Below are 12,672 nucleotides of genomic sequence, written 5' to 3' on the forward strand. Positions count from 1 at the left end.
GTTTTGATGGCAGGCAGGTTTTCTAGGCTGAGGGCGACTTGCGCCGCGCTGGTGGCGGCGGGGTTTGTTGTGGGCATGGTTCCCGGCGCCGCACAGGCGCAGGTGGATGACCGCATAAACCGCATAGAGACGCAATTGCGCGCCTTGCAGCGGGTGGTCTTTCCCGGCGGCGATGAGCGCTTTTTCGAGCCGGAAATCACTGCCGCTCCCGGCCAGAGCCAGGTTCGCCAGCCGGGCACCACGTCCGGCACCGCGCTGACCGACATGCTGGTTCGGCTCGATGCGATTGAAGCGCAACTGACGCGGCTGACCGCTTCGACCGAGGTGAATGACAATGCGCTTTCCCTGCTGGAAGCGCGGATCGTGGCGATGGAGGAGCGCGCCGCGCTGGCGCAGCAGCCCACCGGTGTGATCAATATGCCGGCGGACAGGCCGGCGGATCAGCCAGCAGCGCTGGCCTCAGCCGACCAGCCCCAGCAACCGGCATCGGCAGCAGCGACTGCGGCGACAACCGCCGCGGCCGGTCCCACGCCGGAACGGCTGGCCGGGGTGCAGGCCATTACCAAGCCCGCCACCGATGATGCGGGCGACGATGAATACACCTATGGCTTCCGCCTGTGGGACGCCAAGTTCTATCCCGAAGCGCAGCAGCAGCTGGCGCTGTTCGTGGAACGCTATCCCGATCACTGGCGCACCACCTATGGCCGCAATTTGCTGGGCCGGGCGTTTCTGGATGCAGGCGATGCGCGCCGCGCGGCCACGCATTTCTTTGAGAATTACCAGTCCGACAAGCAGGCCGCCCGCGCGCCGGACAGCCTGCTGTATCTGGCTGAGAGCATGATCGCGCTGGGCGATACCAGCCGCGCCTGCATCGCCCTGGCGGAATTTGGCGATACCTATCCCGCGCTCGCCACGGGCCGGTTGCAGGCCCAGTATGATGCGAACAGGGGCCGTGTCGACTGCGCCAACTGACGGCGTGCCTCCGCAACTGGTTGAACGGTTCGCGGAGGCGGCAGACAGGCTGAATCCGGACGGTGACAGGATCGGTCTGGCCGTATCCGGTGGCCCTGATTCCATGGCCATGCTGCTGCTGGCCCATGCCGCCATCCCCGGTGCGTTTGAAGTCGCCACCGTCGATCACGGACTGCGGGCACAGGCAGCGGACGAATGCGCGCTGGTGGTTGCAGCCTGTGAAGCGCGCGGCATTGCCTGTGCCACGCTGAAGGTTCAGGTCAGCGGCGGCAATCTTCAGCAACAGGCGCGCGCGGCGCGCTATGCCGCGCTGGGGCAATGGGCGGCGCAGCGCGGCCTTGCCGCCATCGCCACCGCGCACCATGCCGACGATCAGGCTGAAACGTTGCTGATGCGGCTCAACCGGGGCAGCGGCGTGGCCGGGCTGGCAGGCGTGCGCGAATATGTGTGGATGGCGGGTCTTGATGTCCCTGTGATCCGGCCCTTGCTGCAATTCCGCCGGGCGGAACTGGCCACCGTGATCGAGGCGGCGGGCATTGAGGTAGCGCATGATCCCAGCAATGCGGCTGACCGGTTCGACCGCGTGCGCATCCGCAAGGCGCTGGCCGACGCGGACTGGATCGATCCGCTGGCGATGGCCCGCTCCGCCGCTTTTCTGGCGGAGGCTGATGAGGCGCTGGAGACCATCACCAACCGCGCCGTGCGCGATTATCTGACAAAGACGGGCGATGGCGCGGAACTGGTTCCGCCACCCGATCGCGCCATCGCGCTGCGGGTGATCGAACGGATCATCACGGGGATGGGCGGTTCACCGCGCGGCAGCGATGTGGCGCGCCTGCATGACCGGCTGGAGCGCGGGGAAGGCGGCAATATCGGCGGGGTGCTGGCCACTACGGAGGACGGCCTGTGGATATTCCGCCCCGAACCGCCGCGCAGGACCGGCTAGGCCTCAGTTCACGGCGCCTCAGTTGGAAGCGCCTCAGTTGGATGCGAGCGCCGTACCGATGGTGGCGGTCTGGCCGTTGGTGATGATCACCTGATCGCCAACCTTGGCAATCGCATACAGACGGCTGACGAATTCATCCGGCACGCCGATGCAGCCGTGGCTGGCATAGCCCAGCTGGACGGTGGAGCCGCCGTGGATGGCCACGCCATCCCACGTCAGCCGCAGCGTCCACGGCATGGGCGCATTGCCGTATTTCTCGGACACATTGTGGCGTTCCTTGGTCAGGATCGGGAATGTGCCCACCGGCGTGGGATGTTCGTCCGTCCCCAGCAGGGCCGCGGCGGCGCCGATCTCATAACCATTGCGGAACACGGAGATGACCCGCGCCTGCAAATCCACCGTCACCACCAGCGGTCCATCGGGCACACCGGCATCGTCCCAATGCCATTCGCCATAGCGGATCGGGCCGTTGATCGGCAGGATGCGCTTGATCACGAAGGGGTTGTCCGCATCATAGGCGGGCACTTCCTGCACCACCGGATCGGCCACATATTCGGGCAGGCTGTCGGTCCGCTCGTCCAGCGAAAGATCGATGGCGGATGGTTCGCTGGCCAGCACATTCTCGGCGGAAAGGCGGGCGGCGCTGTCACCATCGGCGCGCGCTTCCAGCGCATTGCCGGCAAATATCATGGTGCCGATCAGCATCAGCACCACCAGCGTCGATCCGCCAATCCATTTAGCCAGCGATGTCATGCGCGCCATAATGCCCACAATCCCGCAGAAATCCAGTGGCGGCGCCCGGCCAGTCCCGAAAAGAGACGCGCGGGCGCGGCCTTCCTAACGCTTACGAACGCTTAACCATGCGCGCCGAAATTATTGGCGATGGCGGTGGAGATGCGCAGGGTCAGCGCATAGGCGGTTTCTATCGGGTCGATGAACTGGCTGCGGATCGCCTCATACCCGTGGTCTTCGCCTTCGGGATAATCGGTCGGTTCATCCAGTCTGAAATCATCGATGCTGGGAAAGCTGGTGGGATAGGCACGGCGCAATTGCGCCAGCGCATCGTCTATCCGCAGTGTGAAGACCATTTCCAGCACATCGTCCCGGCTGACATCATTGGCGCGGCTGAACACCGGCACCGATACCGCGCGGATGAACATATATTGCAGCAGTGCCAGCCGCAGCGCCTGCAACACGCCGATGGAGCGGCGCAGGTCCTCGCGGTCATCCGCCGTGTCCTGGGCCGTGTCCTGGGCCGTGTCCTGGGCCGTGTCCTGGGCCGTGTGATCATCCGGCAGCAATTCCAGCAGGCGGTGCAGCTTCAGCGCATCCACGCGCAACCGGCTGGCGAGGCGGCGGAAAACGCCGACCCGGTCATCCTTGCCCAGATATTCGGACAATGCCTCGCACGGGGCGGAAAGGTGGCTTTCGGTCCCGCGATAGGGGCGGCTGGCCCAATAGGCGGAATTGAACAATTCGCCGTAAGCAGCCACGGTCTTGACGCTGGCCAGCGCGTTGGATGCGCGCACCAGCCGCACCAGCTGCCGGCCGCGCTCACTGTCACGCAGGAGGGCGGCCATATCCTCGTAATGGCCCTCCGCCGCGTGGCCCACGCCCGCGATCACGTTCACCGGATAGCCGATCTGCTGCAAGATGGCGTTGTGCGGAATGGCGCGGATCTGCCGCAGGCTCATCTCGCGGTCGGCGTTGATATCGCTCTGGCGGCGGCTCACCCGGCTGCCGGTGGGGTTGAGCAGGCCCAGCCCGAATGCGGTGACCGCGCGGGCATAGGTGCGGCTTTCCAGATGCTCATGCTGATGATCGCGAATGGCGCGGTAGAAATCGAGGCTGAGATCGGTGCGCTGGTAAAAGATATCGCGCGGCGCATCGGGATCGGTGAATGCCGGGCGGATATTGGCGATCCGCGTCAGCGTGGCCAGCGCGATCTGCGGAGTGGAAAACCACAGATAGCCATCGCCGCCCTGAAAGCTGACTTCCGGCTCCAGCATGATGCCGGCGCGGGCAAAGCGGCGCTTGGCCCATGGGCTCAGCGGCCATGTCAGCCGGTCTTCCAGCGATGATGGGTGGGCACCGCGGCCCATGCTTTCACCATGCGTGTTGAAGATCAGCGCGGCGGTGTCTTCCATGCCATTGGCGGCCATCGCCTGCGCCAGCCGCCCCTGCAGCCGCTCAATCGCCAGGCTGGCGGGGATTTGCCCCACGAACCGCCCGGCATCGGAGAATCCGGCCTGGATCGACACGCGCCCGCGCCGCTTGGCATAAGTGCGGTAGATATCCTCTGCCAGCAGCTCGTCCAGAAAGCGTCCGCCGTGTTCCAGCGCGCTTTCGGTTTCGAACAGCGGCGAGATATCGACCTTGCCTTCAATCCCGAACAATTTGGCGAAATAGAGCGCGGCAAGGATGGTTGCCGGGTCCTCGCATTCGGCGATCAGCATGCGGATCGGCGCATCGGCGTCCACATGGCCAAGGATCTGCGCCATCGCCAGGAACTGGCGGATCGCCGTGCTGCTTTCAATGGCCAGCGCCCCGAAGTTGGAGCGCAGCGGCTTCACATTCTCGATCGCGCGGCGGATATGGACAATCGCGCCCTTGCTCGACAGGTCGATCCCGCCGGTGGGGTCCAGCTTGCGGCGGATCGCATTGTTGAGCTGCTTGGCGTTCACGCGGAAGTGAATCCAGCCCATGCCCAGCCCGTCTGCGCACATCGATGCGGCCAGCGTCTTGAGTTGCAGCGCGCGGTCGGCATCCGCCTCGCGCGCCTCTGCTTCCAGCGCGGCGATGATCGGCTTGAGGCTAAGCATCTTGCGCGGATCGCTGGCGGTCAGGCGGTTGGCAGCGAGCGACAATGCCGCGGGATCGGTCAGGTCGGCGGTGAAATCGACGGCGCGGTCGCTGGCAAAATCGGCGGCGGGGCGCAGCTCGCCCAGCAGGCGGTGCGCGGGGTCGATAGCTTCCAGCGCGGTGCAATAGAGCGCCAGCCGCTCGGCCTTTTCGGACAGGCGGAAGCCAATTGAATTGGACCAGCTGATATCGGTGCGCCCATCCATGTCATAGCCGACCCAGCTGGCGAAGCGGAACGGCAGAGGGGCCAGATCATGCCATTTGTCCGGCCATGTCGCCTGCGCATGGGTCAGCAGCGTCTTGACGATGGTGTCGCGCGCGCCCTGCGCGTGAGCGATGGCGCGCATCGCCCGCATGTGTTCGAAAGCCAGCGTGATCTGCGGCCGTTCCTGCCCCACCACGGACGGGTCCACCGCCGTCTCACTGCCTGCGGCCTGCGCCACCGCGTCAGACTGACCGGGGGTCAGCAGGAAGGTGGGATGGGCGGTGAACACCGCATGCAATTGCGGGCTTTCCCAGTGATTGCGGAAGGCGGCAAAGTCAGCCTCGGTGCAGCTGTCCAATATGTGTTGCACATTGTCAGCCTCGGCCACCGGGGCGACCATCGTGTGCAGCCGGTGCGCGCGGTGGCCCAAAGCCTCGCACTCCAGATCGTCAATCATCGCCGCGCACTCGTCCAGCGTCAGCTCGCCGCTTTCCAGCAGGCGCGACAGGTCGAGCGAGAGCTGGAAGACGGGATTGAAAAGCGGGGTCTCTTCTGTGCGAAGATGGTTTTCCTGCAGGCGGCGGGTGAGCTGTGCGACCGTTTTCATCGTGGCAGGTCTGCCGCCTGACGGGCCAGAACCTCTATTTCTGCCGGACTGGCGCCCTTGGGCACCACCCAGCTTCCGCCCACGCACAGCACCGGATCGACCGCCAGCCAGTCTGGCGCGGTTGCTTCGGTAATGCCGCCGGTGGGGCAGAACTTGCACTGGTGGAAGGGCGCGGCGAGCGCCTTCAGTGCCGGAATGCCGCCAGCCGCCGTGGCCGGGAAGAATTTGAAATGGTGCAGCCCCATGTCCATCCCGCGCATGATATCGCCGGCATTGGCGATGCCGGGAAGGAACGGCACGCCCGCGCGGATCGCGGCCCTGCCCAATGGCTCCGTCAGGCCGGGAGAGACGATGAACTCGGCCCCGGCGGACAGCGCCGCCTCCAGCTCTTCCTTGTTGGTGACAGTGCCTGCACCCACAATCGCGCCGGGCACCAGGTTCATGCGGCGGATCACATCGAGCGCGGCGGGTGTGCGCAGGGTCACTTCCAGCACCTTGAGCCCGCCTGCCACCAGCGCCTGCGCAATCGGGCGGGCATCGGCGACATCGTCGATCACCAGCACCGGGATCACCGGCGCGGTGCGCATTATCTTTTCAATCGCGCTCATACGCCGTGCTCCGATGCAAAGGCAGCGGCGGCGCCATACAGGCCGGGCTGCGGGTGAGTGATCAACTTGACCGGGATTGATGCCATCAATCCTTCATAGCGGCCCTTGAAGCGGAAGCGTTCGCCAAAGCCTGATTTGGGCAATATGTCGCGCATCCGGTATCCCAGCCCGCCTGCCAGCACCACGCCGCAGGCACCGTGGGCAAGCGCATAATCGCCCGCCACGCTGCCCAGGTTGAGGCAGAAGCGGTCCATTGCCGCCACCGCCAGGCTGTCTTTGCCGGAAAAGGCCGCCTGCCAGATTTCGCGGTCTTCCAGCGGCTGGATGCTGCGCTTTTCCAGTGCCGCCAGCGCTTCGTAAATATGCACGATGCCGGGGCCGGAATTGATCCGCTCTGTCGAAACGCGGCGGTGGGCGCTGCGCAGCTTGGCCATAAGCGCATCATCCAGCGCATCGATCGCGGCGAAATCGATATGGCCGCCCTCGGTCGCCTGCACGTGATAGGTGCCGCCATTGCGGTAGAACTGCGCCACGCCAAGGCCGGTGCCGGGGCCGATCACGCTGATCGTGCCCTTGCCCGGCAGCGGGCCTTTGGGGCCGGTGACATGCAGCAGCTGATCTTCGGGAGCATGCGCCACGGCATGGGCCACGGCGGCAAAATCATTCATCACGCTGACCGCATCGATATCCAGCTGCTCGTCCAGAGCGCCGGTGTGCAGCACCCAGCTGTTGTTGGTCATGCGCACCGTCTCGCCCGTTACCGGCCCGGCAATGGCGATGGCCGCGCGGCGTGGCAGAACCTGGCCATACTGGCTTTCAAACGCCTCCCACGCGGTTTTCAGACTGGCGTAATCGGATGTCTTGAGGGTGATCGGCTCACCCATGGTGATGCTGCGGTCTGCTGCCACGCCGGCAATGGCAAAGCGCGCATGGGTGCCGCCAATATCCACGGTTACCAGTTCCATCGCGCTCTCCCCTCCAGCTGTCATTACAGGCCCGCCGCGGCGAGCATGGCGCTGCCGCCCTTTTCCGCCTCATCCGCGCCGACGCGGAACATGGCGAAGATCTCGCGTCCCGTGCCGCTGGCCGCTGGCGGCGCGGTGGCCGGCGTGCGGGCGGAAAGGTCTGCGGTGGTCGAAAGCGTGCCGGTGGTGGCGCACAGCCTCACCAGGTCACCATCCTGAAGCAGCGACAGCGGCCCGCTGTTGCCATCCTTGTCCGCCAGCGCTTCGGGGCTGCAATGGATCGCGGCGGGGACCTTGCCCGATGCGCCCGACATGCGGCCATCTGTCACCAGCGCCACCTTGTAGCCCTTGTCCTGCAACACGCCGAGCGGAGGTGTCAGCGCATGGAGTTCGGGCATGCCGTTGGCGCGCGGACCCTGAAAGCGCATCACCACCACCACGTCACGGTCCAGCTCGCCTGCGGTGAAGGCATCGGCCACCGCCTTCTGGTCACTGAAGACGCGGCATGGCGCTTCGATGGTCCAGCGGGATTTGTCCACCGCGCTGGTCTTGAAACAGGCACGGCCAAGGTTGCCTTCCACCAGCCGCATGCCGCCATCAGCCTGGAACGGATCGGCGGCGGGGCGCAGCATGTCGGCGTCTCCGCTGCCATCGATATCGCGCCATTCCAGCTGGCCATTGTCCAGCCACGGCTCACGCGCGTAATCGCCCAGGTCATAGCCGCCTACGGTCAATATGTCCTTGTGCGCCAGCCCTGCTGCCACCAGTTCGCGGATCACGAAGCCGATCCCGCCTGCGGCGTGGAAGTGGTTCACATCGCCGGAGCCATTGGGATAGACGCGGGCGAGCAGCGGCACGGCATGGCTCAGCTCGGCCATGTCGGACCAGTCGATGATGATCCCGGCAGCGCGCGCAACAGCGGGAATGTGGATCGCGTGATTGGTCGATCCGCCGGTTGCCAGCAGGCCCACGGCAGCGTTGACGATGGCCTTTTCATCCACGCAGGCGCTCAAGGGGCGGTAATCATTGCCATCGCAGGTTATGGCGGACAGCCGGTGCATGGCGGCGCGGTCCAGTTCCTGCCGCAGCTGCGTTCCGGGCTGCACGAAAGCGGCGCCGGGCATGTGCAGGCCCATCAGCTCCATCATCATCTGGTTGGAATTGGCGGTGCCATAGAAGGTGCATGTGCCGGGCGAGTGGTAGCTCTTGCTCTCGCTCTCCAGCAATTCGGCGCGGCCCACCTTGCCCTCGGCATAGAGCTGGCGCACGCGCTGCTTTTCCTTGTTGGCAAGGCCGCTGGCCATCGGACCTGACGGAATGAACATGGCCGGCAGCCAGCCAAAGCGCAAGCTGCCCATCAGCAGGCCGGGCACGATCTTGTCGCAAATACCCAGCAGCGCCACCGCATCATACATGTTGTGAGACAGGCCCACGCCCGCCGCCAGCGCGATCACATCGCGGCTGAACAGCGACAGTTCCATGCCGTCTGCACCCTGCGTCACGCCGTCACACATGGCGGGCGTGGCGCCGGCCACCTGCGCCGTGGCCCCTGCTTCGCGGGCATAGATCTTCAGCCGGGGCGGATAGGCGCCGTAAGGCTGATGCGCGCTGATGGTGTCATTATAGGCGCTGATGATGCCGATGTTCGGCCCGGCGCGGGTGGCGATGCTGGCCTTGTCTTCCTCGGCAGCGGCAAAGCCGTGCGCCAGGTTGGAACAGGGCAGGGAGGTGTTGCGATCCTTATGCCGCTCGCCCTCTTCCGCCATCAGCGCAAGATAGGCCGTGCGGCCCTTGCGCGATCGTTCGATGATGCGGTCGGTCACCCGCTCCACGGCGGGGTGCAGATTACTCATGCCAGCTTACCCCGTCGCGTTCTGCCAATGCGATGGCGGCGCTTGGCCCCCAGCTTCCGGCGTTATAGGTCTTGGGCGTGACGCCTTCCTTGGCCCATGTTGCGCGGATCGCATCGACCCAGCGCCACTGCGCCTCCACCTCGTCACGGCGCACGAACAGCGTCTGGTCACCGTTGATCAGGTCCAGCAGCAGCCGTTCATAGGCGATGCGCTTGTGCTTGCCGGTGAAGGCATCGGGCATGGCGATATCCAGCGGGACGGAGCGCAGGGTCATGCCTTCTTCCTCCAGCCCCGGCACCTTGGCCATCAGCGTCATGGAGATGTTCTCCTCCGGCTGAATGCCGATCAGCAGCTGGTTGGCCTTCATCCGCGCATCGGGGAAGATCGAATGCGGCACCTGGCGGAACTGCACCAGAATCTCCGTCACACGCTTGTGCAGGCGCTTGCCGGTGCGCAGGTAGAACGGCACGCCGCGCCAGCGCCAGTTGTCGACATGGGCCTTGAGGGCAACGAAGGTCTCGGTATTGCTGTCGCGGCCCAGTTCCTCGTCATAGCCGGGCACGATGGCACCGCTGCTGGCTCCGCCGCGATACTGGCCGGTGACGCTTTCCTCGGCGCTGACAGGGCGCAGCGCGCGCAGCACTTTCACCTTCTCGTCACGCACGGCATCGGCGTCGAAACTGCCCGGCGGCTCCATCGCCACCAGCGCCAGCAATTGCAGCATGTGGTTCTGCACCATGTCGCGCAGCGCGCCGGCATCGTCATAGAAATCGACCCGGCTTTCCAGCCCGACAGTCTCGGCCACGGTGATCTGCACGTGGTCGATATACTGGCTGCGCCAAAGCGGTTCGAACAGCAGATTGGCAAAGCGCAGCGCCAGCAGGTTCTGCACCGTCTCCTTGCCCAGATAGTGATCGATGCGGAAGATGCGGCGTTCGGGGAAGGCCGCAGCCACCGCATCATTGATGGCGCAGGACGATGCCAGGTCCGACCCCAGCGGCTTTTCCAGGCTGATGCGCGCGCCTTCGCCTGCCAGGCCGGCCTTTTGCAGGCCTTCGATGGTGGGCTTGAACAGGCTGGGCGCGGTCGACAGGAAGATCGCCAGATCCTCGCCCGCGTCAACCTTTGCGGCCAGTTCCTCATAACCTTCGGGGCTGGTCACATCCAGCTGCTGATAGCTCAGTCGACCCAGAAAATCGGCCATGTGGCCGCGCCGTTCGGCCGGCATGTATTTTTCCAGCGCATCGCGGGCGAAGTTGCGGAATTCCAGGTCGGTCATCGGAGAACGCGCAGTTCCCACGATGCGCAGATCCTCGGCAATCAGCTCGTCTGTGTGGAGGGCGCAAAGGCTGGGCAGCAACATCCGCTGCGACAAATCCCCCGTTGCCCCGAACAACAGGAGTGTGTGTGCCTTCGACGTCATTCGCATTCCTCGCAGTGGCGCTTGAAGGGCATATTACCCACCGATCATGTTGCGCTGCAATAGAGGCGTTGATTCAAGGCACAATTCAATTGCCCGCCCGACCCGGGCCCGCACCACACCAGCCTTGCATCAACCCCGTTGTGAACGTTCACTTTAGGCGACGAAGGACCCGCTTGGCAAGACCTGTCTGGCTATCGGGTCTGCAGTTCAGGGCGGGCTATGAGGTTTGGCGATCAGGTCTGCGGTTCAGGTGGCGGGCGTTTCGCTTACCTGCACTTCGCTCATGTTGAACTGGGCGGGGCCGAATATGGTCAGGAAGCTGACATCGGCGGCATCGCGGCCCACGCCGATCTTCACTGCCTTTGCCGGATCGGCCATGCCGGTGGCATCGACCATGTACCAAGCGCCGCCGCCGGGCACTGTGGGATCGGCCAGGAACACCTCGGCCACGGCGTGAAAATCGGGCGGATTCACGCCGGGGGCATAGCAGCTGACATAGCGCGCGGGGATGGTGGCCGCGCGGCACAGGGCGATCAGCACATGGGCAAAATCGCGGCAGATCCCGCGCCGTTCCACAAAGCTGTCTATCGCCGTGGTGCGCGCATCGCTGCTGCCCGGCTCATAGACCATTTCGCGTGAGATCCAGTCGCGGATGGCGGCCACTTTCTCACCGCCCGTAAGCTCACCGAAATTGTCATAGACGAAGCTGTGCAGCCGGTCGCCCTGGCAATAGCGCGAATCGAACAGGTATTTCACGCAGTCGCCGGGCAGGTCATGCGGCAGGATAGCGCCCAGTCCGGCGATGTCTGGCACCTGCCGGTTGACCTCCACACTGGCGGAATAGGCCACTTCGAAATAGCCTTCGGAGCGGATCCAGATACGCTCGCCGATATTGTCCTGCGCGGGCACGCGGGCAAAATGCATCGCCTCGCCCATCTGCGTATCGCAGCTGAGGATATCCTGTTCGGGGATCATCGCCGCCTCGAAATGCAGCAGGGCATCGCTCGGCTGGTTGAGGAAGAACGAGAAGCGAGAGTTTATGGTGATGGGCATATGCTGGGCGAACGCGCCTGCGCGCAGTTGGTTTCCCTCACTCGCCGATTAAATGCCCCACCACCTGCCGGCGGTGAGCAGAGCTGCGGTGTTCGGCCAGGAAAATCCCCTGCCACGTGCCCAGCACCATCCGCCCGTCCGCCACCGGAATTTGCAGGCTCTCACCCGTCAGCAGGGTGCGGATATGCGCGGGCATATCGTCCGGCCCCTCATCATCATGCTCATACCCCGCCCGCTCCGGCGCAACCATCTCCATCCACCGCAGGATATCCCGCTGAACGGCCGGTGCGGCATTCTCATTGATCAGCAGCGAGGCAGAGGTGTGGCGGCAGAACAGCGTCAGCAGCCCGGTGGCAATATCGGTGGACGCCAGCCAGTCCGCCACCTGATCGGTGAACTCATACAGCGACTTGCCGCGGGTGGGGATGGTGAAGCTGGTCTGGGACTGGTGCATGGGGTGGGTTTAGAGGGCGATGGGGGTGGTTGGTAGGGAAAAGCGGTGGAAGCCATGATCTGGGCTGCGTCGGCGCGAGTGCGTCCGCTAACGACCCATTTGCGGACGTTGAAAAAGTCGATATTCTGACGAAATGTCGACAACTCATGGAGCCTCTGGACAAGTATCGCGCTTCAAAAGTGCGGCTATCGGGTTTGGTGCCTCCGTAGCCGCTATAGCTCTATTGGCGGGTGCGCAGTTCCTATTTGCTCCCTACACAGTCGAGGTAAATGGATTTGACCCAGAGATTGACGCTTGGGTGGTTTCACAATGGCAAAGGTCTCTTGCAGTTTTTTACGCGATAGTAGTCGCAATCTTGGGTTCTTATTGGCTGCTGACCGCCATTGCCGGAAGGGACCACTTTCTAGGCAGCCAAAGCGCTAATGTTGCCCTGATACTCTCGTACCTTGCATTCGCTTTGGGAATGGCAGTTGCATCATTCGTCCAGGTACCGGAAGATTTCAGAGGGGCTTGTCCGTTACTGGGTGTTTCCGATTCATTTCCGCCACTTCCGGATGGTGTTTTCGGATTCGATCTGGAAACGCCCTGTCAGGAATTTATCCGCGGAGTAACGGCCGCAGTATCGCTCGGGTTGCCAATCATCTTACTTCTTGCCAGCGCGGCCCTGCGAATTGTGTACTCTCGCAGGCAACCGTGAGCCAAGGTCAGCTATCCACCCTAAAAG

At 64.2% G+C, this 12,672-nt stretch carries 10 protein-coding genes; 2 read left to right on the forward strand and 8 right to left on the reverse strand.

What is annotated here, in order from left to right:
• Positions 1-51: 51 nt before the first annotated feature.
• Both ABDZ98_RS13720 and tilS read left to right on the forward strand, forming a co-directional pair.
• Positions 52-972 (forward strand): tetratricopeptide repeat protein, encoded by a 921-nt coding sequence (locus ABDZ98_RS13720; protein WP_343809011.1) that lies wholly within the window; start codon positions 52-54, stop codon positions 970-972.
• Positions 953-1,918, forward strand: a complete 966-nt coding sequence (gene tilS, locus ABDZ98_RS13725; RefSeq protein ID WP_343809013.1) for a tRNA lysidine(34) synthetase TilS — start codon at positions 953-955, stop codon at positions 1,916-1,918. Before ABDZ98_RS13720 ends, tilS begins: the two co-directional genes overlap by 20 nt.
• A 33-nt stretch (positions 1,919-1,951) precedes the next feature.
• On the opposite strand, the gene ABDZ98_RS13730 is transcribed toward tilS, so the two are convergent.
• The 8 genes from ABDZ98_RS13730 to ABDZ98_RS13765 all read right to left on the reverse strand — a co-directional run bounded on the left by ABDZ98_RS13730 (position 1,952) and on the right by ABDZ98_RS13765 (position 11,948).
• Positions 1,952-2,671: a L,D-transpeptidase family protein gene (locus tag ABDZ98_RS13730; RefSeq protein ID WP_160591283.1), complete on the reverse strand. Its 720-nt coding sequence runs from the start codon at positions 2,669-2,671 to the stop codon at positions 1,952-1,954.
• A 101-nt stretch (positions 2,672-2,772) separates the two neighbouring features.
• Complete coding sequence (locus ABDZ98_RS13735; RefSeq protein WP_160591284.1) at positions 2,773-5,592, reverse strand: phosphoenolpyruvate carboxylase; 2,820 nt, start codon at positions 5,590-5,592, stop codon at positions 2,773-2,775.
• On the reverse strand, positions 5,589-6,200 hold the full coding sequence (gene eda / locus ABDZ98_RS13740) for a bifunctional 4-hydroxy-2-oxoglutarate aldolase/2-dehydro-3-deoxy-phosphogluconate aldolase (RefSeq protein WP_160591285.1): 612 nt from the start codon (positions 6,198-6,200) through the stop codon (positions 5,589-5,591). Before eda ends, ABDZ98_RS13735 begins: the two co-directional genes overlap by 4 nt.
• Complete coding sequence (gene glk / locus ABDZ98_RS13745; RefSeq protein ID WP_160591286.1) at positions 6,197-7,165, reverse strand: glucokinase; 969 nt, start codon at positions 7,163-7,165, stop codon at positions 6,197-6,199. The genes eda and glk overlap by 4 nt, the downstream gene beginning before the upstream one ends.
• Before the next feature lie 23 nt (positions 7,166-7,188).
• On the reverse strand, positions 7,189-9,018 hold the full coding sequence (gene edd, locus ABDZ98_RS13750; protein ID WP_160591287.1) for a phosphogluconate dehydratase: 1,830 nt from the start codon (positions 9,016-9,018) through the stop codon (positions 7,189-7,191).
• The gene (zwf, locus tag ABDZ98_RS13755) at positions 9,011-10,441 is read right to left on the reverse strand and encodes a glucose-6-phosphate dehydrogenase (protein WP_160591288.1); all 1,431 of its coding nucleotides are present in this window, start codon (positions 10,439-10,441) and stop codon (positions 9,011-9,013) included. The genes edd and zwf overlap by 8 nt, the downstream gene beginning before the upstream one ends.
• Before the next feature lie 246 nt (positions 10,442-10,687).
• A complete protein-coding gene (locus ABDZ98_RS13760; RefSeq protein WP_160591289.1) occupies positions 10,688-11,494 on the reverse strand; it encodes a transglutaminase-like domain-containing protein in 807 nt (268 codons plus the stop codon).
• 37 nt (positions 11,495-11,531) lie between these two features.
• Complete coding sequence (locus ABDZ98_RS13765; protein ID WP_160591291.1) at positions 11,532-11,948, reverse strand: secondary thiamine-phosphate synthase enzyme YjbQ; 417 nt, start codon at positions 11,946-11,948, stop codon at positions 11,532-11,534.
• Positions 11,949-12,672: the final 724 nt, after the last annotated feature.

The sequence above is a fragment of the Alteraurantiacibacter aestuarii genome, from assembly GCF_039523595.1.
Lineage (GTDB): Bacteria > Pseudomonadota > Alphaproteobacteria > Sphingomonadales > Sphingomonadaceae > Alteraurantiacibacter > Alteraurantiacibacter aestuarii.